Source organism: Arthrobacter vasquezii (assembly GCF_029455255.1).
Lineage (GTDB): Bacteria > Actinomycetota > Actinomycetes > Actinomycetales > Micrococcaceae > Arthrobacter_D > Arthrobacter_D parietis.
In genome coordinates this window covers 95,219-115,909 of sequence record NZ_JAROKN010000006.1, presented here as the reverse complement: position 1 = coordinate 115,909, position 20,691 = coordinate 95,219, and the positions used below count along the sequence as shown (strand labels likewise).

Below are 20,691 nucleotides of genomic sequence, written 5' to 3'. Positions count from 1 at the left end.
GGAGACTCCGGCGCTGTGACCGGAGACAGCGAGAATGTGGGGGAGACCCCTGATCTGCCTGCGCCGCTGGTGGGCTCGGATTCCGGGAACGAATCCCCGGAGGAGCCGACGGAGGAGCCCACCACACGGCGGAAGAAAGCACACCTCACGACGACGGCGCCTCCGCCACGGTCGCTGCCCCGGTCCAGTTCACTGCAGCCGAGCTGCGCGCAGCGGCACTCGCTGTTGCCGCAGAGTCGGGAGCGAATCCCGCCGGCTCAGGAACGCCCTGGCAGCCCGTGCAGGTACCGAAGCCCATGTACATTGAGGCTCCGAAAGCTGAGCGCGAGGATCCGGCTCCGCTGGACCTGCCCGAGGCGCCAAAGCCCGTGGCAAAGACGCCGATCAAGAACGGTGCCGTCGCGCCGACGACTGCTTCCGCGCCCACGACTGCTGCTCCGCAGGCCGAGACATCAGCTACACCCAAGATGAACCTGGACGACATCCTGCAGCGTCGCCGCGCCTAGTCCGCGGCTGAAAGCCCGAGTGTTTCGTTGACGGAGGCGGAAGAGCTCGCGCTGCTGGAAGGACGGGCCATTGGGCCGGCACTCGAGGCGGCGGCAGCAGCCCTGACCGGTTCGCTCATCCAATGGTCCCTGAGCGGCATCCATCACCGGCCGGGCGCGGGAGTCACGGGTATTTACGCCATCCGATGCGAGGTATCGGGCGAAATACTGAACGGGTTCCTGTGCGTCACCACCCGTCCGGTACCCGGAACGTTTGCCCGTTCCGTGCGCCTGCACGGTCCGGAAGGCCTGCCGCTCCTGGCCTGGAGCCATCCCAATGATCCGCTGCTTCCTGATCTGGACTGGGCGTGCGATGCCCGCTCTGTTGGTCCCGAACTGTTCGGTGTGCCTGCGGCCACGCTGACAACGTTCGGCTATCGCCCCATGAGGCGGGCAGTGCTTCGGGCCGAGGGCGCGGGGGAGACCCGCTTCCTGAAGGTGCTGCCGCGGGGCCGCGCTGCGGCGCTGTACGAGAGGCACCGGCTACTGCTCGATGCAGGCATTCCCGTTCCACAACCTGCGGAGTCCCCGCGCAGGGATGTGCTGGTCACCAGGCAGGCGTCCGGAACACCACTCGCGCAGCGGCTGCTGGAGGATGGCGCAACCGGTTTTGAGCCGGAAGTTGTGGTCGATCTGCTGGAGCGGTTGCCCCGTGCCGTGTGTGACCTGCCGGCGCGGCGGCCGTGGTCTGCGGGAGTCCACCGCTACGCGGGCGCCGCCACAGCCGTGCTGCCTGACCAATCGGAGCGGATCAAAACGCTGGCTTCCAGGGTGGAATATGGCATCCGCGCAGCACCGGCCGGGCCGGTGGTTCCAACCCATGGTGATTTCTATGAGGGCAATCTTCTGGTCGATGGCGGAAGCATCACTGCTGTTCTTGATCTCGACGGGTTGGGTCCCGGCCACCTGATCGACGATTTGGCATGTTTCCTGGCCCACCTTGCCATGCTGCCCTGCGTTGATGAACGCTACACCGCAGTTCCCGCAGCGCTGGCGCGGTTCCAAAGGGTATTCGAGGAGCGGGTCGACCCCACAGCGCTTAGGGCACGGGCGGCAGGGGTGAGCCTGACTCTTGTAGCGGGTGCAAGGAATTCAGGCCGGAACCAGGCCGGCGGCGGCTGGCGGGAAGGCGCGCTGCAGCGGCTGCTGGTGGCTGAGAACTTCCTGGGTCCGGGCCGCGGTCCGGGTCCGGCTGCTGGATGAGAGTTTTCTCATCAGGGCTTCCTCCTGCTCTCACAATGGATCGCCATGATTGAGCAACGGGACCCGTGGCCGGTTCGGACAGCAGTTGTCCCAACCGGTCACTTCCGAAGGACCCGGGTGCGTCTCCCCCAACCGCGCCCGGGTCCGCCCATGCTGGAACCAGGTGGACGGTGGCCCGAGATCCGGACGCTGATCTCGCGGCGGTAGAGGTGTGTCAGGAAACGTCGGCGACGAGCCGGTAGCCCATACCGCGCACGGTCGCGAAGCGCTCGGCGCCCAGCTTGTTCCGCAAGTAGCGCACGTAGACGTCCACCACGTTGGAGCCGGGATCGAAGTCATAACCCCAGACGCGGGAGAGCAGCTGTTCCCGGCTGAGTACCTGGCCGGGATTGCGAAGGAACGCCTCTGCGAGAGCGAACTCCCGTGCTGAGAGATCCACTTCCTTCCCGTTGACGAGCGCCCTGCGGGACCTCAGATCAAGCTGGAGATCGCCGTGGGAGAGCACGGAGTTGTCGGCGGTCGGGGCTTCCTGCCGAAGGCGCAGGCGCACCCGTGCCAGCAGCTCTTCAAATCGGAAGGGCTTGGACATGTAGTCATCCGCACCGCCCTCCAGCCCCGCCACGGTGTCATCGACCGAGCTGCGCGCCGAGAGAATGATGACCGGAGTGCTGTTCTTGGACTCCCGGAGCCGGCGCAGCACGGTGAAACCGTCTTGGTCAGGCAGCCCGAGGTCCAGCACTATGAGCTCGAAGTCTCCCGTCTGCGCGAGTTGGTACCCATCCCGCCCGTTATCTGCCACGGTCGGCACGTAGCCGGCGGAACGCAGGCCCTTGGCCACGAAGGAGCTGATACGGTCTTCGTCCTCAACGATCAGGATCTGGCTCACGGACGTTCTTCCTCAGCGGTGGTCGGGGTGGAGCCCAGCGGCAGGGACGGGATCGCCATAGTGAACGTCGAGCCCTGCCCGGGTGCAGACCGAAGCTCAACGGCACCCCCATGTGCCTCCGTAATAGCGCTGACGATCGTGAGGCCGAGACCGGCGCCTTCGGTGCGCTTGCTGCTCGGCCCACGTTCGAAGCGATCGAAGATCCTCTTCTGGTCCTCACGGGCGATGCCCGTGCCTTCGTCGCGCACCCAGAGCCACGCGCCGTCGTCGTCCTTGCGGGAGCCGATCGCTATGGTGGTTCCTTCCTCCGTGAATTTCACCGAGTTGGCCACCAGCTGCAGCCACGCCTGAGTGATCCTGCGTGGATCCAGCACTGCAATTGCCTCCGCCCGCGAATCGATGATCCAGCGGCGGGCCCCCAGTGTCCGTGCCTTGTCCATCACATCGTCGGTCAGTCTGCCGAGATTTACAGGTTCGGGGCGCACGAAGTTCGGCCCTGCTATGCCGGCGAGGGTTACGAGGTCATCCACCAGCAGGCGCATCCGGTCGAGCTCATCCAGGGCGATGTCGCGCACCGCCTGGACATCCCTCGGGTCTGACGAGTCCTGCAGCTCCAGGTGCCCCTGCACAATGGTGATCGGCGTGCGCAATTCGTGACCGACGTCGTCGAGCAGTTGGCGCTGTGAGGTGAACGAGCCCTCCAGGCGGTCGAGCATGGCGTTGACCGTGCGGGTCAGGTCGGAAAGATCATCATTGCCGGTCACCTCGATCCGCTGCGAGAGGTCCGTGTCCGTGATGCGCTGCGCAGTTGTGCGGACCCTGCGGATAGGATCGAGCAGCTTGCCGACGAGGAGGAATCCTACGACGCCGATGAGCGCCAGCGTGGCGAAGCTGATCAGCGCATAGGTGCCGAAGGTCCGGTTCAGCTGCTGGTGCTCCGCCTCGGCATCAAATCCCAGTACGAAAAAGGTCGGTTGGGTATCATTCGCGAGCATGACCGGGGCCACCAGAACCCGGTAGTCGGTGAAGGCGGTACTTACCGACTGAATGGTTACCTGATCCGGCGGCGCTACATCGGTTACATAGTTGACCAGCTCCGGATCATCCTCAAGGCGGACGTCGACCTCCTCGTTCGCGAAGAAAATCACCTGGTCACCGCGTACCGCCATCATTCCTTCATTGGGCTGGGTCAGCGTGCGCTGCATGAGGAGGTAGACCAGCTGGTCCGCCTCCACGAACGGCTCCAGTGTGTCGGGATCAATACCGGTTGCCAACAGGGTTTCCAGCTCCTGGAAGCTGCGGGCCAGTGATTCATCCATCTCGCTGTTGAGGTCGTTGCGCTGCAGTGCGTAGGCAGTGGCGCCGGCGAGCAGCAGCCCCAGCGCGCTGAGTACCAGCATTGCCGCCAGCACCCGGGTGCGCACCGATGAGTATCCGCGCAGCGACTGGAGGATACGGGTCCGGAGTCCGGGTTTGCCCTCGCGTTCGCCAGCTGCAGCGGGAGCGTCTGGTTCCACCACGTGCGGCAGCTTCACGAGGATCGTCGGTTCAGCGGACGGGGGAGGGCCCAGCGCCATCCGCTCCGTGGGTGGTGCCTCACCCAGTGGCGGCAAGGCCGGGCCCGTTGCGGGACGGGTGGATGCTCCGGCGTTGGGCCTAGTCATCATCTACCTCGCCGTCATCCTCAATGCCGTCATCGCCGCCGCGTCCCCGACCTCTGTCGTCATCGTCGTCCTGGATCACGGGCGGCGGGGCGGGAACAACAGCGGGTGGCGGCGAGGCCGCTTCCGTAGGTTCGACAGTCGCTTCGGCCGAGGGCTCCGGCGCGGGAGGGGCGGGCACTTCCGAGGGGGAAACGGACGGAGCCGCGGTGCTTGCCGGGGTGGGAGTTTGCGTGGGGCTAGGCGAGGGAGTGCCCGGAGGCGCCGGTACCTGCGTGTCGGTCACGCCTACGGCTGGACCCAGGTTCTCCGGTGCAGGCCCGCGCAACGAGCCGATCATCGCCACGCCAACCGCAACAACAGCTCCCGCGCTGGCTGCGGTAATGAGCCAGGTATGCACCTGTGACCGTTTCATGTACCAAGTATCCCCACACATCATGAGATGCAGATGAGAACGGAAGCGGCTATTTCCGGGCGGCGATCAGGATTCCGAAGACGGTTTGGCCTGTGACTTCTCGGCAAGCAGCCGGTCAAGCAGAGGCTCCACGCGGTACGGGATGTGTTCATGCAGGGCCAGCACTGTCTCGGTTCGGATTACGCCCTTGATGCGCAGGACCGACCGCAGCGCTGACTGGAGGTGATGGGTGTCTTTCGCCGCCACCCGGCACCATACGTCGCCACGGCCTGAGATCTCATGAACCTCGAGCACCTGTTCCAGCGTGCGCAGTGCCGAGATGACACCGTCCAGTTCCCGGTGGGTTACTTCGATCGTGACGAAAGCGACGACGTCGTACTCCAGCCGCGCAAGGTCCAGTTCCCTTCCGCTCCTGCGCAGGATGCCTGATCTGAACAGCCGCTGCATCCTCGCCTGCGCGGTGTTGCGGGCCATGCCGAGAGTCTCGCTGAGCTGGCTGACCTGCGAGCGCGGTTCGTGGACCAACTCGCGGAGGAGACGGATGTCTGTTCGGTCCAGCATGCGTACAACTCCTCGTTCAGCCCACCGGGGAGCCTAATCTCCCACGAATTTTGAGCACGATGATCAGAGTATGCCGAATTCAGCTGCCACGCTAACCCCCAGACCTCACCATCAATAGGAGGAATGGTAGGAATCGGCGGAAGGTGTACATGAGCGTCATCAGCGAATTGCGGATGCGTCCTGCAACCGCGCAGTCTCCCCGCTGGGACGCATCAAGGCGCACACGGCTCGGCCTCACCGTCGTCGTGCTGGCCACGCTGCTGGTGGGGGCCAATCTCGCGACCCCGCTATACCCGCTGATCCGCGCCAACCTCGGCCTCAGCGCCTTCGATACGACGGTAGCGTTCTCCGCGTACGTTCTGACCCTTGTCGCGGGCCTGCTCCTGGTCGGTCACTGGTCGGACCATATCGGGCGCCGGGCTGCACTGGTGCTCGCCGTCCTCACCGGCGTAGTGGGTGTTGTTGTGTTCGGCACAGCCACATCGCTGCCCATGCTGGTCCTGGGCCGCTGCCTTCAGGGAGCGGCAGTGGCGTGCGCTACCGGCGCCAGTTCTGCAGCGCTGCGGGATCTGTTGCCGCACCGTCCGGAATGGGCGTCACGCTTTACGCTGGTTGCGTCCGCGGGGGGAGTGGCTGCAGGGCCGATCGTGGGCGGACTCCTGTCCCTGCTTCCCGAGCCGACAAGGGTTCCGTTCGGGATTTACGCCGTCTTCCTCGCGCTGCTTCTGATTCCATTGGTGCGCCTCGATGCCCGCCCCGCGATCAAGCCCGCGCTGCCTGCCCGCCCATTGTCCGCATTGAAGCCAAGACGCCCAGCGGTGTCCAGGACCGCGCGCAGGGCGTTCTGGTCCGCTGCCGCCGTCGGCTTTCTCAGTTTCGCCGTGTTCGGCTTCTCGCTCAGCCTGGCACCGACCTATGTCACCGCCATGGCCGGAGAGGTCAGCAGGCCTTTGGTGGGCGTGCTTGCCGGGCTGGTCCTGGCGGTCTCGGCTGCGAGCCAGCTATTCCCGCAGGGCGCAGCGAAACCCGCGCAGGCCGGAGCAGTTGGGCTGCTCATTATGGCGGGCGGGGTTGCGCTTGTTCCGCTCGCGGGCAGTGTGGGCAGCGTTTCCCTCTTTGTTGCCGCGTTGGTTCTTGCTGGAGCGGGGCAGGGGATCGCCTTCCGAATCCTCTTCAACGCGGTCGCGCAGCAGGTTGAAGGCTCCCAGCATGCACAGATCATCAGCACCGTCTATGTGATCACCTACCTCGGAAGCGCCGTCCCGGTGCTTGGTTTGGGCCTCGCCGTGGATGCACTGGGGCTGATGACTGCGGTCACTTTCTTTTCGGCTGTGATTGCGGCTGCCTGCGTCGGTATGGCGATTTACCTTCGCCGAAGCGCTGCATCAAAGGCCTGAATCTACAAAGAAAATATTTGCAAAGAAAGCATTGCAAAGGAATCTTTGCAGGTGTATTCTCCTCTCATGGAGTCTGCCAAACCGAACGATCGCACTGTCGATATCAACGCTTTGAAAGCGCTGACGCATCCACTGAGGATCCAGCTTTTGAACGCGTTGTCGCAGTTCGGTCCGCAGACTGCCAGTGCGCTCGCAGCCCGGCTCGGGGAGTCGAGCGGGTCCACCAGCTACCACCTGAGGCAGTTGGCGCGGCACGAGCTTGTCCGTGAAGTGGAAGGTCGGGGATCAGCGCGAGAGCGCTGGTGGGAGCGCCCACCCGGTGCCCTCAACCTCTACTCCAGTGAAATGGCGCATGATCCCGGTACCCGGGAGGTTGCCGCAATCGTCAATCGGGAGTTCAGCCATAATCGGGCCGCGCTGCTCGAGGACTACATGGAACGCGGTCCGTTCGTACTGCCGGAGGAGTGGCTGGATGCCTCGGTCATCTCCACCATCAACGCCCGTCTCACCGCTGCCCAACTCGCTGAGCTGTCGGATGAGCTGATGCGCCTTGCACGCGACCTCTTCGAAAAGTACCGGCCGGACGGCAATGCTTCGCCGGACGCCAAGGCCGTGCAGATCCACCTGAACACCTTTCCGATCGTCCAGGGCCAGTTCCCTGAGCCTGCTTCCCGAAAAGAGCACACGCCATGACCACGCTTGCCGGTCTCTACCCACCAGCACAACCCTCCGGATTCGAAGCCCTGCTCATTGCTGTTGGCCGCTGGCTCGTCAGCACAGGCGAACGGCGCGCTGCGCAGGAACACACGATGGTTGACCACCGTGCACACGAGGACCGTCTCCGCGACGGAACGGCTCTCCGTCATTCAGGGCTGTGGCTCTAGCCTCTAGCCCTCTCCGGCCAGCAGGCCCGCGTTGCCCTCCATGCGGTTGAAGATCAGGGTGGTCTCCGTATGTCCTACCACCGGATCGGTGGTGAGGTAGTCCAGTACCCAGTCTCGCAGGGCGTCCGTGTCTGCCACCGCGAGGTGAATGAGGTAATCCACCGCACCTGAAACATGGTACGTGGCGACCACCTCGGGGAGTGCGGGCACGCGGGAGGTGAACCTGTCGATTTCCTCGCGGTTGTGCCCATTGAGCTGCACGGAGATCAGGGCCTGCACAGCACGGCCGATTGCGGCCAGATTCACCTCGGCGTGATAGCCGCTGACGACTCCGCGCTCCGTTAGCTGGCGGGTCCGGAGCAGCGCAGTGGATGGTGCAACGCCCACCTTCTCGGCGAGCTGCGCATTGGTGATCCGTGCGTCAGCGAGCAATTCCTGCACGATTCGACGGTCCACCGGATCCAGTCCGTCCGGTTTGCCACTGTTCGTCATGCGGGTGCTCCTGCCTTGCCTGAGTTCCTGCCTGTGGTCCTGTCTGCGGGAATTCCTCCAGCCTACCGGCGGTGCGTAACCTTGTGCTCATGCCAGAGCACAAGCACGAAAACCCAGCTGCCGACGTCGTCGGTCTCGATATCGGCGGTACCAAGACCCACGGGGTGCGCTGGAGCGCAGGTGTTGTGGCCGCAGAAGCAAAGAGCGGGAGCGCTAATGTCCAAAACGTCACAGCGGAGGAAGCGGCGCGGAACCTCGCAGAGCTCTTCACAGCCTTGGGCGGGCAGGTGGGTCACGTCGTGGCGGGGTCGGGCGGCGTGGATACCGACGACGACGCCGGCGCCCTCCGACAGCTGATCGCCGGGCAGGTGCCGAACGCCCGGATCGACGTTGTCCATGACACCCGCCTGATCCTTGCCGCCGGCGCAGCCTCCACCGGAATTGCGGTCATCGCGGGCACGGGGTCCGTGGCCTGGGGGCTGGACGGCGCGGGTCGGCAGGCGCGCTCAGGCGGCTGGGGGTACCTGCTCGGAGACGAGGGCAGCGGCTACTGGGTGGGCAGGGAAGCAGTGCGCGCAACGCTCCACCGCTTCAACCGCGCAGAACCGCTGGGGGTGCTGGGCGAGTCGGTTCTTGAGGCCACCGGCGCGCAGAAACCCGAAGAACTCATAGCCCTGTTCCACCGGCCGTCGGGTAGGCGCTACTGGGCAGGTCAGGCGCACCTGGTGTTCAAGGCCGCTGGGGCCGGCGACAGCGGCGCCCAAAGGATCATCGACGACGGCGCACGTTATCTGTGTGGGCTGGTTGCCGACGTGGCCTCGGTTCTCGGAGCACACAGTCCGGTCATCATCGGCGGAGGGCTCGCCGTGCATCAGCCAAAGCTGCAGGAATTGATCAAGGCCGGGCTCGCGAAAGACGGCTTCACAGATGTGCGCTTCCTCAGCGTGGACCCGGTGCACGGCGTGGACTACCTCCTGCGAACGGGCGCGCTGTAGCCGGCGGGCAGGTTTACACTGGCGTTCATGGCGCAGGAATGGGACACCCGGGTAGGAGCGTATGCCGTCGTCGTGCGGGATGGAATGATTCTGCTCGCGCACTGGAACGAGCACGGCAGGCAGGGATGGACGCTACCGGGAGGCGGTCTGGAACTGGGAGAGGATGCGCCAACCGCCGCCGTCCGCGAGGTGCTGGAGGAGACCGGCTACGTCGTCGAACTCGAGGAGCTCCTGGGCGTCGACAGCCTGCACATTGCGCCGGAGGATAGGCTGAACGGTTCCGGCAAACCGATGCACGCGCTGCGGATTGTCTACCGAGCGCACGCGGTTTCCGGTGAGTTGGTCCACGAACTGGACGGCTCCACTGATGAAGCGGCCTGGGTGCCGCTTGCTGAGGTGCCCAATCTGACACGCGTCGAACTCGTTGACACAGCGATCCGGCTCTCTTACCAAAGCCCGGGCCGGGCGCTACTATAAAACTCTTCCGCTTCCTACCCGGCGGACCACACACGCGATCGATTGCCCTCGAGGCTGACGGAGGTGACGTTATGAACACGGTTTCCATTGCTGCATCCTGCCTGACAGCTGCACGCACCGCCCTCGTCATAACCTCCGCCTCCCGCCCGCAATCGCACTGATTCTTTCCGTGGTGGAAGGCTCCTGAAGAAGGACTTTCCTTGAACACGCTTTCCGAGTACGGCTTTACCGACCGCATCCGCGATCTCTTTTCCTTCACCTTCCCATCCGCCGTTCCAACACCAGGTCACCCTGCGCTCGAACCGGCGCGTGCAATCCGTGCCGACAGGGGGCGGGTCCTGCTCATCACCGCCAACGGACCGCTGCACGTGGACACCGATGGCACAGTGGTCACCGGTGACTGGGTGGCGCTGGCACGAATCTCTGACGACGACGCAGCGCCTCCCGCCGTCGTCGGCCTCCTGCCGCGCTACTCGACTTTGCAGCGCAAGAGAGCGCACGATCCGCTGTCCGAAGCGCAGGTCCTCGCGGCCAATGTTGATTTGGTGGGAGTGGTGGTGCCGATCGACCGTCCGCTCTCGGCCAACCGGCTTGAACGGACCCTCGTGGCCGCGTGGGACTCGGGCGCTGTGCCCCTTGTCATCCTGACCAAAGCCGATCTGAGCAGCCGGTTCGACGAGGTTGTGGGCCAGACCATCGAGCGCGCCCGCGGCGTGGAGCTCTTCACCACCTCCGCCGAGGCCGGGGACGGCCTTGATGCCCTTCACTCGAGGATCGGCGTGGGAAGCACCCTGGCGCTGATCGGTCCCTCGGGCGCCGGCAAGTCGACGCTGATCAACGCGCTGGTGGGTTGTCACGCCCAGGACACCGGGGAGGTGCGTGCGGGTGACGGAAAGGGACGGCATACCACCACGGTGCGGGAGCTCATTCCGCTGGGAGCCGGCTCGGTGCTCATGGACACTCCGGGCGTGCGGGGGTTCGCCCTGTGGGATGCGGAGGACGGGCTGGAGGCGGTCTTCGGTGATGTTGAGGAGCTCTTCGGACACTGCCGGTTCACGGACTGTGCGCACGGTTCCGAGCCCGGGTGCGCCGTCCAAAACGCTCTTGGCACGGGTGAGCTGGAGGAGCGCCGCTGGTTGAGCTACCAGAAGATGCAGCGCGAGCTTGCCGGCCTTCACCGCCGCCAGAGCGTCGCAGAGCAGCGCCGGCACGGCCGTTCCTTCCACCGCATGGCAAAGGAAGCGGCGCTCGCGAAGGACTTCCGCAATCGCTTCCGCGAGGGATGAGGCACCCCGAATTGTCGGCTCACAACCGCGCCCGTTAACAGGGAACCGGTTCCGTGTTAACGATTCGAGACAAAGTTTCCGTCCGGGCCATACAAGCGCTTGTGCACAACGAACGCCTAGCTAGACTCAACAAGGTGATGCCCCTGCCAAGCGTTTTCGCGCTTGCCGGGTAAGCAGAATCGCCAGGGAACGGCCGCGGGCCGGGCCCGACGTCGATGAAAGGTATGGCTTCATGACCGGCGAGACTTCGGGCCCCGGCGCGGGCAGTTCCAGCCCCAGGGCAATGATCCAGTTCCGTAACGTGTCCAAGAACTATGGCGGTGGCACGGCCGCTGTGGAGAACCTCAGTATGGACATTGATCGGGGAACAATCACGGTCCTCGTGGGGCCATCGGGCTGCGGCAAAACCACGTCCCTGCGCATGATCAACCGGATGGTGGAACCAACGTCCGGGACCATCCTCGTTGACGGCCAGGACATCGGCGGGCAGCGCGCATCAGAGCTGCGACGATCAATGGGCTACGTCATGCAGTCTTCCGGGCTGTTGCCGCATCGCACCGTGCTGGACAACATCATGACTGTGCCGCGGTTGAATGGCGTGGCCAGGACAGCTGCACGGAAGCGGGCAGCTGAGCTGCTCGACGTCGTCGGCCTCGCGCCGGCCCTCGGAAAGAGGTACCCAGGCCAACTGTCGGGCGGCCAGCAGCAGCGTGTCGGCGTTGCACGCGCACTTGCTGCGGACCCGCCGGTCCTCTTGATGGATGAGCCCTTCAGCGCAGTTGACCCGGTGGTTCGCCACGAACTTCAGGAAGAGCTGCTGCGGCTCCAGCGGGACCTCGCCAAGACCATCGTTTTTGTCACTCATGACATCGATGAAGCCACCATTCTCGGTGACAAGGTGGCAGTTTTTGCCACTGGTGGCCGGCTGGCCCAGTACGCGGCGCCGGAAGAGATTCTGCGCGCGCCCGTGGATGATTTCGTGGCCGGATTTGTGGGCAGGGACCGCGGGTTCCGCCGCCTTTCTTTCCAGGATGGCGGTGGCGTGCAGGTCCACCCCATTGAGACGGTGAGGGTAAGCCGGCTTGCAGATCCGAGCGTCTCCGTCGATTCCTCCTGGACCCTGGCGGTCGACGACGATGGACGCCCCCAGGGATGGGTGCCGAGGGCGATGCAGGACACCGTCCGATCGGCGCAGGACCTGGTGCCTGGCGGTTCGCTGTACCGCCGTGGTGATTCGCTTCGCCGCGCTCTTGATGCGGCGTTGTCCGCGCCGTCAGGCCTGGGCGTGACAGTCGACGATGATGGCCGGGTCCTCGGTGTGGTCCAAGCGGCCGAGGTCCTTGAGCTCATCGAGGAGGCGCGACTGGACCGCGGCCGTACCGATCACAACACGGCGGTCTGACATGCAGTGGTTCATCGACAACTTCTCCTATATTGCGGAGCTCACGGGATACCACCTCGTGCAGGCCATCCTGCCCCTGGTCCTCGGTGTCATCATTGCGGTTCCGGTTGCACAGGCGGCCCGGCTCAGCAAGCCGCTTGGGGGAGTGATACTCACTACGTCCGCACTGCTGTACACGGTGCCATCGCTTGCCATGTTCGTGCTGCTTCCGCTCATACTCGGAACGCAGGTCCTGGATATGATCAACGTCATCGTCGCGCTGACCATCTATGCGGTGGCGCTGCTGGTCCGGTCAACGTTGGATGCGCTCAATTCCATTGACGACGGCGTCCGCCAGGCAGCGGTCGCAATGGGCTTCACCCCATTGCGCCGCTTCCTGACCGTGGACCTGCCGTTGTCCATTCCAGTGCTGTTCGCAGGCCTGCGGGTGATCTCCGTGACCAACATTTCGCTGGTCAGCGTAGGCGCGCTGATCGGTATTCCAAGCCTCGGCACCCTGTTCACCGACGGGTTGTTCAGATCCTTCCCGACTGTGATCGTGATTGGGATAGTCGTGACTCTCGTCCTTGCCCTCGTCATGGACCTGATGCTGGTGTTGCTCGAACGGCTGCTCACTCCCTGGGCGCGGCTGACGAAGGTCACCGCTGACCCGATGACCGTGACGAATGAAGCGAACCTTTCTGCAGATGCCTCACGTGCGGGAGGTGTCTACTGATGGACTACTCAAGCAGTAACCTGCTGGTCCAGATGTTCGAGTGGCTGACGTTCGGGTCGAACTGGAGCGGACCCGGTGGAATCCCGGTCCGGGTGATCGAACACCTGTGGTACACAGCGCTCACCATCCTTATTGCCGCTGCAATCGCCGTGCCGGTCGGCCTGATCGTGGGGCACACGGGGAAGGGCCGCATCATCATTGTTTCCGGCGTCGGAATCCTGCGCGCCCTCCCCACCCTGGGCGTTCTCATCCTGTTCGTGCTGCTGGCAGGCCTTGGACTGATGCCGCCGATCTGGGCACTCGTGCTCCTCGCCGTCCCGCCCATCCTCGCGGGCGTCTATGCAGGAATCTCATCGGTGAACCCTGCAGTCGTGGACGCCGCCCGAAGCATGGGGATGAACGAAGCGCAGGTCTTGTTCCGGGTGGAGGTTCCCAACGGGCTCCAGGTGATCCTCGGTGGCTTCCGCGCAGCCGTCCTTCAAGTGGTGGCGACGGCCGCCGTCGTCGCTTTCATCAATCTGGGAGGGCTGGGAGTCTTCCTGATCGAAGGCACCCAGCTGCGGGACAACGGGCGCCTCTTCGGCGGTGCCGTGGTGATCGCCGTTGTCGCCATTGCCGTTGACGGCGTGATGGCACTGCTTCAACGATTTGCTGTCTCGCCGGGCCTGCGCACATCGCGCACGCCGGCGGAATCACCAAAGACCGGTGGGCAGGAAGCCCACGTCAGTTCACAAGGAGGAACACCATGACCACAACATCCACGCGCGGCTTCCGCCGCAGTCTGCTCGGGTTGACCGCAGGGCTAACCGCGGCGCTTGCCATGACTGCCTGCGGGGTCAACTCAGACCCGCAGGGTGGAACGGAGAGCGAAGGCGCGGAGGGCAGCAGCGGTCCGCTGACCGTCGGTTCGGCAGACTTTCCCGAGAGCCAGATCATTGCCGAGATCTATGCAGGTGCGCTCAATGCCGCGGGCATCGAGGCTGACACCCAGCTCAACATCGGATCGCGTGAGATCTACTACCAGGCGCTCGTCGACGGATCAGTTGACATCATCCCCGACTACAGCGGAAACCTGCTCCTCTTCCTGGATTCGGAAGCAACCGCGGAGTCGGCAGAGGACATCATCAGCGCGCTGCCCGAAGCGCTGGAAGCGGAGTCGCCCGATGTCAACCTCGGGGTCCTGGAGCCTTCTGAAGCCCAGAACAAGGACGCCATGGTGGTCACCTCTGCAACGGCTGAGGAATACGGTCTGACGTCGATCGAGGACATGGCCGAAGTCTGTGACCAGTTGGTGATCGGCGCGCCGAGCACCTTCTCTGAACGTGCTTACGGCCTGCCCGGCCTGGAAGAGAACTACGGTTGCGTGCCGAAGTCCTTTGAACCCATCAACGACGGCGGCGGCGCAGTGACGCTGGAAGCGCTGCTGAATGACACCATCCAGGTTGCCGACATCTACACCACGACACCGTCGATCGCCGACAATGATCTTGTGGTGCTGGAAGACCCGGCCAACAACTTCATCGCCCAGCAGGTGCTCCCGCTGGTGAACCTGGATACGGTTGGCGAGGAAGCACGGGAGGTGCTGAACGAGGTCTCCAGCATGCTCACCACGGAGGACCTGATCAACCTCAACCGCGAGGTGAGCGGCGACGAAAAGCGCAATCCCGCAGATGCCGCCGCTGACTGGCTCGAGGAAAAGGGTCTGGCCGGCGAGTAACGCCGTTCGCCCGGGCATGCCCCAGTCGCATTCATCACAATGCGGTGGGGCAGGCCCGGGCTATGGCATTCTGGGTTGATGGCCGATTTCAAGCAATCCAACAAGCTGCACAACGTCCTCTACGACATTAGGGGGCCACTGCTTGAGCACGCCAAGTACATGGAGGCGGAAGGCCACCGCATCCTCAAGCTGAACATCGGCAATCCCGCGCCCTTTGGGTTCGAAGCGCCGGACGCGATCCTCGTCGACATGATCCGCCACCTGCCCAATGCGCAGGGCTACAGCGATTCCCGAGGAATTTTCTCCGCCCGAACGGCAGTGGTTCAGTACTACCAGGGCCGCGGGATCCAGAATATCGACGTGGATGACGTCTATCTGGGCAACGGCGTCAGCGAACTCATCACGCTCTCGCTGCAGGCCCTGTTGAACAACGGCGAGGAAGTCCTGGTGCCAACGCCGGACTATCCACTGTGGACCGCTTCGGTCAGCCTGGCGGGCGGAACAGCGGTTCACTACCTCTGCGATGAGAGCAACTCCTGGTGGCCGGACGTCGAGGACATCGAGTCCAAGATCACCCCGCAGACCCGGGGGATCGTTCTGATCAACCCGAACAATCCCACGGGCGCTGTCTACCCGCGCTCAGTGATCAAGCAGATCGTGGATCTCGCCCGGCGCCATGACCTCATCATCTTTGCCGACGAGATCTACGAGAAGATCCTGTACGACGACGCCGTGCACGTGAACGCTGCCTCAGTCACCGGCGACGACGTCCTGTGCCTGACCTTCAGCGGCCTGTCCAAGGCCTACCGCATCGCCGGGTTCCGAAGCGGCTGGATGGCCATCTCGGGGCCCAAGCATCGCGCTGCCGATTACATCGAGGGCATCAACCTGCTCGCTAATATGCGCCTGTGCGCTAACGTGCCTGCTCAGCATGCTATCCAGACTGCCCTTGGCGGATACCAGAGCATCAATGACCTGATCCTTCCGGGCGGCCGTCTCCGCCAGCAGCGTGACAAGGCGCATGAGTTGCTTAATGCAATCCCCGGCGTTTCCTGCGAACTGGCACAGGGTGCGCTGTATCTGTTCCCGCGGCTTGATCCCGAGGTCTACCCCATAAAGAGCGACGAGCAATTTGCGCTGGACCTGCTGAAGCAGCAGAAGATCCTGATCTCGCATGGGACCGCGTTCAACTGGACCAACCCGGATCATTTCCGTATGGTCACCCTGCCGAGCGTCGAAGACATCGAAGACGCGATCGGTCGTCTGGCGGAGTTCCTGAGTACGTACAAGCCCTGATCCGTGCGCCCCGGCGGGCGCCTCAACGAGGAGGTTCCATGCACGTAGTACCCGATTTCAGCGTTTCGCCCACGCAGGCTCTGCTTGCGGGACCGGATGTGGATCTCGCACGGATAGACCCGCACTCAACACCGGGTTTCGACGGCAACAAGCAGGAGGGGAAGGCGCGTCTCGAAGCCGGCAAGAAGGGCTTGTCCGAACTGCAGGAGAAGCTGTTCGCGGAGAGCCGGTTCGGCAGTTCGATCTCCGTCTTGCTGATTCTGCAAGCCATGGACACGGCGGGCAAGGGCGGCATTGTCCGGCATGTGGTGGGGGCAGTGGACCCGCAGGGTGTCGAGCATCATGCCTTCAAGGCACCGACGCCCACTGAGAAGAAGCATGACTTCCTGTGGCGGATCCGGAAGGAGCTTCCCGGTCCGGGAATGATCGGCGTTTTCGACCGGTCACACTATGAGGATGTCCTGATTCATCGGGTGCGCCAGCTGGCAACGCCGGAGGTGATTGAGGCGCGGTATGACGAGATCCGGGATTTTGAGGCGGGCCTGGTGGATTCCGGAACGCGCGTCGTAAAAGTGATGCTGCACCTGAGCAAGGAAGAGCAGAAGGAACGTCTGGCGGAGCGGCTAGAGCGTAAGGACAAACATTGGAAGTACAACCCGGGGGATCTGGACGAGCGGGCGCTCTGGGATGAATACCAGCACGCTTACCAGGTTGCCATCGAACGGACGAGCACTCCGGATGCGCCCTGGTTTGTAGTGCCGGCTGACCGGAAGTGGTATGCCCGAATAGCGGTCCAGCAGTTGCTGACTGACGTGCTTGCCGGAATGCAGCTCAGTTGGCCGAAAGCGACTTTTGACGTTGCCGCAGAGAAAGCGAAGCTCGCCGCTACCTGATCAGCTTTCGGATGCGCCCGGTGCATCGGTCTGGTCGCGTGCCGCCGCGAGCCGTTTGCGTGCGCCCTCCAGCCATCGTTCGCAATGGTCTGCGAGGGCTTCGCCCCGTTCCCACAACGCAAGGGACTGTTCCAGGCTCACTCCGCCTGCCTCGAGCTGGCTGACCACCTTCACCAGCTGCTCACGGGCTTCTTCATAGCTCAGCTGGGAAACATCGGTTGCTGCTTCTGTCACTCTCGCCGGAGATTCGGTCATTTCTGGTCCTCGCTGGTGGGAGATTCGATGATGGGCTTCTTCGAAGTTTCGGAACGGGCGCTGATTCGTCCGCCCGCCACCCTGATGGCGAGCAGGGAATCCAATGGTGCCTGATCGGGGGTCCGGACTACGTCGCCCTCCTCGTTCTGCACCACTGCATAGCCCCGGTCCAGAGTGTTCTGCGGAGAGAGGGACCTCACGTGGGCGCGAAGGTGGGAAACCCGGTCTGCTTCTCGTGCTACTGCACCTTCAATTGCCATGGTGCTGCGGTCACGCAGCCGTACCAGGTCATCATGGCGGACGCTCACCATTCCGGACGGTTGGGCCAGCACAGGGCGGGAGCGCAGATGTGCCAGCCGCTCAGTCTCGCGGGACATCAGTTGGTCCACGCAGCGTGAAAGCTGCGCCCGTGCCTGCCGGATGCGCTGCAACTCCTCGCTGACGTCGGGGACAACGCGCTTTGCCGCATCCGTTGGCGTTGAGGCCCGAAGGTCCGCCACGTCATCCAGGAGCGGATGATCAGCCTCATGACCGATCGCGCTGACAATCGGCGTGGTGGCCGCTGAGACCGCCCGGACCAGATCCTCATTGCTGAAGGCCAGAAGATCCTCCAGCGAGCCGCCGCCGCGGGCAATGATGATGACATCGACCTCCGGCATATGATCGAGTTCCAGCAACGCCGAACGAATCTGCGAGACGGCGTTGACGCCCTGCACAGCAACCTCGCGTATCTCAAACTCGACTGCAGGCCAGCGCAGGCGGGCATTCTTCAGCACGTCTTTCTCCGCATCGGAATCGCGTCCCGTGATGAGGCCGATCCGGTGGGGGAGCGCCGGGAGCGCACGTTTCCGATGCGACGCGAAAAGTCCTTCGGCCGAAAGAGCCTGGCGTAGCCGCTCTATTCGCGCAAGCAGGTCACCCAGACCGACCGGCCGAATGTCCCACGCCTGCATTGACAGGCGCCCTGTCTTCACCCAGAAGTCCGCTTTGAGTCTGGCTACCACCCGGGAGCCACGCTCCAGGGGCATGGTGAGCCGATCCAGAACTGTGCCCCAGACCGTGAGCGACAGCGAGATTTCAGCATCAACATCACGGAGGGTGACAAAGCACATGGAACCGCGCTTGTTGAGTTCAATAACCTGCCCTTCAACCCAGGCGGCGGGGGCGCGCTCGATATGGGCTTTCAGCTTCTCGGAGAGCACATGGAGCGGCCAGGGCTGATCAGCCGAGGTTTCCCCCGCCGTCTCGGGAAGGGTTGTCGGATCCGTGGACACGGAGGAGTCAGCTGTGACCACGGTGCCTACCGGCGCGCCGTCGTGGTTCATCAAATACCGCTTCCTTCCAATACAAGACCCGCCCTATCAGCCTGTCCGGCACTCGTCACCTGCCACCCTCGCGTCACACGGAGGGGACGAGCTGGTGCCGTGCCACTGGTTAATGTTTATCAGGTGCTCCTGACAACGGTTGAACCCGGACCGCAATGTGCAGGAAGAGAGTTTCCGCCCGCCGGTGCCGCCGCAACGACGGCCCCCGCGGGCGCAGGCATAATCGTAGGATCGTCAATCAAGGGAACGGGAGCTGATGAGAACAGCCGGATCGGCCTTCTTTGTCCTGTTTGCACTGATGCTTGGTGTGGTGGCCCTGCCCAGTGCCTGGCTCGCTTCCAATGTGGTGGCCGAAGACGGCTTCGTCCAGCTGACCGCGCCTCTTGCTGACGATGCAAAATTCACGGGTACGCTCGCAGGTGCGCTTGCGGAGGAAGCAACAGCCAGTGTCGAGCTGCCCCCGGGAGTGGCGAACGCGGTGGAGCCGGTGGTGCGGGACGTAGCGCAGGGCATTGCACAGTTGCCCGACTTCGATCGGGCCTGGCAGGACACCCTGCGGCGCTCACATGGCCTGACTTTCGGAGGGCAGGAGCAATTAGATAGTGACTCCGGTGGTCCCGCGGTGTTCACCCTCGACGTTGCACCGCTCGTAGGCCTGGTGACTGCCGAACTTGGCGGTCAATTCGGAGTCGATGTACCGGAACCCGAGCGAACTCTGGTAAATATCGGTGGCACAGACCCGTTTGATCTCGGGGAGAGGGCAGAAACTGCCGCCGACCTGTGGCCGGCACTTGCGATCGCGGCCGGCGTGGGAGCCGTTCTCGCCCTTGTACTGGCTCGTCGTCGAAGCACAACGCTCGCTCTCCTCGGACTCGGAATCCTGCTCACTGGTGGGGTGCTGTGGATCACCTCCGGTTTGGTGCCCGGCCTGGCGAACCAGGTTGGGGATGAAAGTGCAGTGGCCGACGTCTTCAAGGCCGCGCTTGCCGAGCGCGCAGCATCCAGCTTCCAGGAATGGTGTCTCGCGGCGTTGGCAGCGGGGATCCTGCTGCTGGTCGCGGGCGTCGTGGGTCGGCTGCTCAGTGGGTCCCGCCGCTAGCACCGCACCTCCTACTTTTCTGCTCACTGAAGCGCTCGGCTCTGAGCGGACAGCACCCATGCCCCGCCGGGCGGAGATGTGCGGGCCGTTAGCATGGAGGTATGTCCTCCACAGCTGTATCGGTACCCATGCCCATGGTGCCCCGGAACCGGCGCTCGCCGGAAGAAGTCCACGCCGCTGCACCGGTTGCCGGCCAACGCAAGGTACTCCTGGCTGCGCCCCGCGGATACTGCGCGGGCGTTGACCGCGCCGTCATCGCCGTAGAGAAGGCACTGGCACACTACGGGCCGCCGGTGTATGTGCGGAAGCAGATCGTCCATAACCTTCACGTGGTGTCCACGCTGGAGGAGAAGGGCGCCATTTTCGTTGAGGAGAACGACGAGGTTCCGGAAGGAGCGCTCGTGGTGTTTTCTGCACACGGAGTCTCGCCCGCAGTGATCAGGTCAGCAGAAGAGCGCAATCTCCGGACCATCGACGCCACCTGTCCGTTGGTGACCAAGGTCCACCGCGAGGCAGTGCGTTTCGCGCGGGATGACTTCGACATCCTTCTGATCGGTCACGATGGCCATGAAGAGGTGGAGGGAACCGCCGGCGAAGCCCCTGAACATATCCAGATCGTTAACGGACCTGAAGACGTGGACAGCGTAACGGTGCGCGACCCCAGCAAGGTGATCTGGCTCTCGCAGACCACGCTCAGCGTCGACGAGACCATGGAGACTGTGGCGTTGCTGAAGAAGCGGATTCCTACGCTGCAGGATCCTCCGAGCGATGACATCTGTTACGCCACGTCGAACCGGCAGGCGGCAATCAAGAAGATTGCGCCGGATGCGGATCTCGTCATTGTGGTGGGCTCCGCAAACTCCTCCAACTCCGTGCGGTTGGTAGAGGTAGCGCTTGAGTACGGAGCGAAGGCTTCACACCGCGTTGACTTCGCCAATGAAGTGGATGAGTCCTGGTTTGAAGGAGTGTCCACGGTCGGAGTCACCTCTGGCGCTTCCGTGCCCGAGAATCTGGTGCAGGACGTCCTGCGGCTACTCGCCGATTATGGTTACGCGGACGTCGAAGAAGTGGTTACTGCAGAAGAGGACATCATCTTCTCGCTGCCGAAGGAAATACGCGCAGCGCTGAAGGCCATGGGAGATCCCTCGAGCGGGCTCGGCGGCCGGGGACAGCGACCCACTTCCTGA

General features: G+C 63.8%; 24 protein-coding genes. 16 read left to right on the top strand and 8 right to left on the bottom strand.

Annotated features, from left to right (window positions below):
- Positions 1–145: 145 nt before the first annotated feature.
- On the bottom strand, positions 146–298 hold the full coding sequence (locus P4U43_RS04735; RefSeq protein WP_277357687.1) for a hypothetical protein: 153 nt from the start codon (positions 296–298) through the stop codon (positions 146–148).
- Between P4U43_RS04735 and P4U43_RS04730 the strand changes: the two genes are divergently transcribed.
- Together P4U43_RS04730 and P4U43_RS04725 are read left to right on the top strand one after the other, a co-directional pair.
- Entirely contained in the window at positions 297–506 is a 210-nt protein-coding gene (locus P4U43_RS04730) for a hypothetical protein (RefSeq protein WP_277357686.1), read from the top strand. The genes P4U43_RS04735 and P4U43_RS04730 overlap by 2 nt on opposite strands.
- Positions 507–533: 27 nt before the next feature.
- Entirely contained in the window at positions 534–1,748 is a 1,215-nt protein-coding gene (locus P4U43_RS04725) for a phosphotransferase (protein WP_277357685.1), read from the top strand.
- Between the two features lie 214 nt (positions 1,749–1,962).
- On the opposite strand, the gene P4U43_RS04720 is transcribed toward P4U43_RS04725, so the two are convergent.
- The 4 genes from P4U43_RS04720 to P4U43_RS04705 form a co-directional block, all read right to left on the bottom strand.
- Positions 1,963–2,634 carry a response regulator transcription factor gene (locus P4U43_RS04720; RefSeq protein ID WP_277357684.1) on the bottom strand — a complete coding sequence of 224 codons (672 nt, stop codon included), beginning with the start codon at positions 2,632–2,634 and terminating at the stop codon, positions 1,963–1,965.
- Complete coding sequence (locus P4U43_RS04715; protein WP_277357683.1) at positions 2,631–4,301, bottom strand: sensor histidine kinase; 1,671 nt, start codon at positions 4,299–4,301, stop codon at positions 2,631–2,633. The genes P4U43_RS04720 and P4U43_RS04715 overlap by 4 nt, the downstream gene beginning before the upstream one ends.
- On the bottom strand, positions 4,291–4,710 hold the full coding sequence (locus P4U43_RS04710) for a hypothetical protein (RefSeq protein WP_277357682.1): 420 nt from the start codon (positions 4,708–4,710) through the stop codon (positions 4,291–4,293). The genes P4U43_RS04715 and P4U43_RS04710 overlap by 11 nt, the downstream gene beginning before the upstream one ends.
- Before the next feature lie 66 nt (positions 4,711–4,776).
- Complete coding sequence (locus P4U43_RS04705) at positions 4,777–5,271, bottom strand: Lrp/AsnC family transcriptional regulator (protein WP_277357681.1); 495 nt, start codon at positions 5,269–5,271, stop codon at positions 4,777–4,779.
- Positions 5,272–5,420: 149 nt separating this feature from the next.
- Here P4U43_RS04705 and P4U43_RS04700 point away from each other — a divergent pair, with 149 nt between their 5' ends.
- The 3 genes from P4U43_RS04700 (at position 5,421) to P4U43_RS04690 (ending at position 7,552) form a co-directional block, all read left to right on the top strand.
- Positions 5,421–6,668 carry an MFS transporter gene (locus tag P4U43_RS04700; protein ID WP_277357680.1) on the top strand — a complete coding sequence of 416 codons (1,248 nt, stop codon included), beginning with the start codon at positions 5,421–5,423 and terminating at the stop codon, positions 6,666–6,668.
- 66 nt (positions 6,669–6,734) lie between these two features.
- A complete protein-coding gene (locus P4U43_RS04695) occupies positions 6,735–7,361 on the top strand; it encodes a winged helix-turn-helix domain-containing protein (RefSeq protein ID WP_056544257.1) in 627 nt (208 codons plus the stop codon).
- Positions 7,358–7,552 (top strand): hypothetical protein, encoded by a 195-nt coding sequence (locus P4U43_RS04690; RefSeq protein ID WP_277357679.1) that lies wholly within the window; start codon positions 7,358–7,360, stop codon positions 7,550–7,552. Before P4U43_RS04695 ends, P4U43_RS04690 begins: the two co-directional genes overlap by 4 nt.
- Before the next feature lie 3 nt (positions 7,553–7,555).
- Here the strand turns inward: P4U43_RS04690 and P4U43_RS04685 are convergent, their stop codons facing one another.
- The gene (locus tag P4U43_RS04685) at positions 7,556–8,044 is read right to left on the bottom strand and encodes an Lrp/AsnC family transcriptional regulator (RefSeq protein ID WP_277357678.1); all 489 of its coding nucleotides are present in this window, start codon (positions 8,042–8,044) and stop codon (positions 7,556–7,558) included.
- 89 nt (positions 8,045–8,133) lie between these two features.
- Between P4U43_RS04685 and P4U43_RS04680 the strand changes: the two genes are divergently transcribed.
- The 9 genes from P4U43_RS04680 (at position 8,134) to P4U43_RS04640 (ending at position 16,825) form a co-directional block, all read left to right on the top strand.
- Positions 8,134–9,039 carry an N-acetylglucosamine kinase gene (locus P4U43_RS04680; RefSeq protein WP_277357677.1) on the top strand — a complete coding sequence of 302 codons (906 nt, stop codon included), beginning with the start codon at positions 8,134–8,136 and terminating at the stop codon, positions 9,037–9,039.
- 27 nt (positions 9,040–9,066) lie between these two features.
- The gene (locus tag P4U43_RS04675; RefSeq protein WP_277357676.1) at positions 9,067–9,516 is read left to right on the top strand and encodes an NUDIX hydrolase; all 450 of its coding nucleotides are present in this window, start codon (positions 9,067–9,069) and stop codon (positions 9,514–9,516) included.
- Between the two features lie 200 nt (positions 9,517–9,716).
- On the top strand, positions 9,717–10,802 hold the full coding sequence (gene rsgA, locus P4U43_RS04670; RefSeq protein ID WP_277357675.1) for a ribosome small subunit-dependent GTPase A: 1,086 nt from the start codon (positions 9,717–9,719) through the stop codon (positions 10,800–10,802).
- A 283-nt stretch (positions 10,803–11,085) separates the two neighbouring features.
- Entirely contained in the window at positions 11,086–12,204 is a 1,119-nt protein-coding gene (locus P4U43_RS04665; RefSeq protein WP_277357693.1) for an ABC transporter ATP-binding protein, read from the top strand.
- A gap of 1 nt (position 12,205) precedes the next feature.
- Entirely contained in the window at positions 12,206–12,919 is a 714-nt protein-coding gene (locus tag P4U43_RS04660) for an ABC transporter permease (protein ID WP_277357674.1), read from the top strand.
- Entirely contained in the window at positions 12,919–13,668 is a 750-nt protein-coding gene (locus P4U43_RS04655) for an ABC transporter permease (protein WP_277357673.1), read from the top strand. Before P4U43_RS04660 ends, P4U43_RS04655 begins: the two co-directional genes overlap by 1 nt.
- Positions 13,665–14,636 (top strand): ABC transporter substrate-binding protein, encoded by a 972-nt coding sequence (locus P4U43_RS04650; protein WP_277357672.1) that lies wholly within the window; start codon positions 13,665–13,667, stop codon positions 14,634–14,636. The genes P4U43_RS04655 and P4U43_RS04650 overlap by 4 nt, the downstream gene beginning before the upstream one ends.
- Positions 14,637–14,714: 78 nt before the next feature.
- Positions 14,715–15,932 (top strand): pyridoxal phosphate-dependent aminotransferase, encoded by a 1,218-nt coding sequence (locus tag P4U43_RS04645; protein ID WP_277357671.1) that lies wholly within the window; start codon positions 14,715–14,717, stop codon positions 15,930–15,932.
- A 38-nt stretch (positions 15,933–15,970) separates the two neighbouring features.
- Positions 15,971–16,825, top strand: a complete 855-nt coding sequence (locus tag P4U43_RS04640) for a polyphosphate kinase 2 family protein (protein WP_277357670.1) — start codon at positions 15,971–15,973, stop codon at positions 16,823–16,825.
- Here the strand turns inward: P4U43_RS04640 and P4U43_RS04635 are convergent, their stop codons facing one another.
- Positions 16,826–17,080, bottom strand: a complete 255-nt coding sequence (locus tag P4U43_RS04635) for an exodeoxyribonuclease VII small subunit (RefSeq protein ID WP_162441235.1) — start codon at positions 17,078–17,080, stop codon at positions 16,826–16,828.
- Complete coding sequence (gene xseA / locus P4U43_RS04630) at positions 17,077–18,405, bottom strand: exodeoxyribonuclease VII large subunit (RefSeq protein WP_277357669.1); 1,329 nt, start codon at positions 18,403–18,405, stop codon at positions 17,077–17,079. The genes P4U43_RS04635 and xseA overlap by 4 nt, the downstream gene beginning before the upstream one ends.
- Before the next feature lie 256 nt (positions 18,406–18,661).
- On the opposite strand from xseA, the gene P4U43_RS04625 reads away from it, so the two are divergent.
- Positions 18,662–19,504, top strand: a complete 843-nt coding sequence (locus P4U43_RS04625; RefSeq protein ID WP_277357668.1) for a hypothetical protein — start codon at positions 18,662–18,664, stop codon at positions 19,502–19,504.
- A 101-nt stretch (positions 19,505–19,605) separates the two neighbouring features.
- Positions 19,606–20,691: a 4-hydroxy-3-methylbut-2-enyl diphosphate reductase gene (locus P4U43_RS04620; RefSeq protein ID WP_277357667.1), complete on the top strand. Its 1,086-nt coding sequence runs from the start codon at positions 19,606–19,608 to the stop codon at positions 20,689–20,691.

What these genes read in the sequence shown, in the direction of transcription:
- P4U43_RS04730 (WP_277357686.1), top strand. Translation starts at nt 297, where the DNA reads ATGTACATTGAGGCTCCGAAAGCTGAGCGCGAGGATCCGGCTCCGCTG.
- P4U43_RS04690 (WP_277357679.1), top strand. Translation starts at nt 7,358, where the DNA reads ATGACCACGCTTGCCGGTCTCTACCCACCAGCACAACCCTCCGGATTC.
- P4U43_RS04660 (WP_277357674.1), top strand. Translation starts at nt 12,206, where the DNA reads ATGCAGTGGTTCATCGACAACTTCTCCTATATTGCGGAGCTCACGGGA.
- P4U43_RS04675 (WP_277357676.1), top strand. Translation starts at nt 9,067, where the DNA reads ATGGCGCAGGAATGGGACACCCGGGTAGGAGCGTATGCCGTCGTCGTG.
- P4U43_RS04735 (WP_277357687.1), bottom strand. Translation starts at nt 298, where the DNA reads ATGGGCTTCGGTACCTGCACGGGCTGCCAGGGCGTTCCTGAGCCGGCG.
- P4U43_RS04640 (WP_277357670.1), top strand. Translation starts at nt 15,971, where the DNA reads ATGCACGTAGTACCCGATTTCAGCGTTTCGCCCACGCAGGCTCTGCTT.
- P4U43_RS04645 (WP_277357671.1), top strand. Translation starts at nt 14,715, where the DNA reads ATGGCCGATTTCAAGCAATCCAACAAGCTGCACAACGTCCTCTACGAC.
- P4U43_RS04705 (WP_277357681.1), bottom strand. Translation starts at nt 5,271, where the DNA reads ATGCTGGACCGAACAGACATCCGTCTCCTCCGCGAGTTGGTCCACGAA.
- P4U43_RS04665 (WP_277357693.1), top strand. Translation starts at nt 11,086, where the DNA reads ATGATCCAGTTCCGTAACGTGTCCAAGAACTATGGCGGTGGCACGGCC.
- P4U43_RS04655 (WP_277357673.1), top strand. Translation starts at nt 12,919, where the DNA reads ATGGACTACTCAAGCAGTAACCTGCTGGTCCAGATGTTCGAGTGGCTG.
- P4U43_RS04700 (WP_277357680.1), top strand. Translation starts at nt 5,421, where the DNA reads ATGAGCGTCATCAGCGAATTGCGGATGCGTCCTGCAACCGCGCAGTCT.
- P4U43_RS04710 (WP_277357682.1), bottom strand. Translation starts at nt 4,710, where the DNA reads ATGAAACGGTCACAGGTGCATACCTGGCTCATTACCGCAGCCAGCGCG.
- P4U43_RS04680 (WP_277357677.1), top strand. Translation starts at nt 8,134, where the DNA reads ATGCCAGAGCACAAGCACGAAAACCCAGCTGCCGACGTCGTCGGTCTC.
- P4U43_RS04635 (WP_162441235.1), bottom strand. Translation starts at nt 17,080, where the DNA reads ATGACCGAATCTCCGGCGAGAGTGACAGAAGCAGCAACCGATGTTTCC.
- xseA (WP_277357669.1), bottom strand. Translation starts at nt 18,405, where the DNA reads ATGAACCACGACGGCGCGCCGGTAGGCACCGTGGTCACAGCTGACTCC.
- P4U43_RS04625 (WP_277357668.1), top strand. Translation starts at nt 18,662, where the DNA reads ATGAGAACAGCCGGATCGGCCTTCTTTGTCCTGTTTGCACTGATGCTT.
- P4U43_RS04685 (WP_277357678.1), bottom strand. Translation starts at nt 8,044, where the DNA reads ATGACGAACAGTGGCAAACCGGACGGACTGGATCCGGTGGACCGTCGA.
- P4U43_RS04620 (WP_277357667.1), top strand. Translation starts at nt 19,606, where the DNA reads ATGTCCTCCACAGCTGTATCGGTACCCATGCCCATGGTGCCCCGGAAC.
- P4U43_RS04715 (WP_277357683.1), bottom strand. Translation starts at nt 4,301, where the DNA reads ATGATGACTAGGCCCAACGCCGGAGCATCCACCCGTCCCGCAACGGGC.
- P4U43_RS04650 (WP_277357672.1), top strand. Translation starts at nt 13,665, where the DNA reads ATGACCACAACATCCACGCGCGGCTTCCGCCGCAGTCTGCTCGGGTTG.
- P4U43_RS04695 (WP_056544257.1), top strand. Translation starts at nt 6,735, where the DNA reads ATGGAGTCTGCCAAACCGAACGATCGCACTGTCGATATCAACGCTTTG.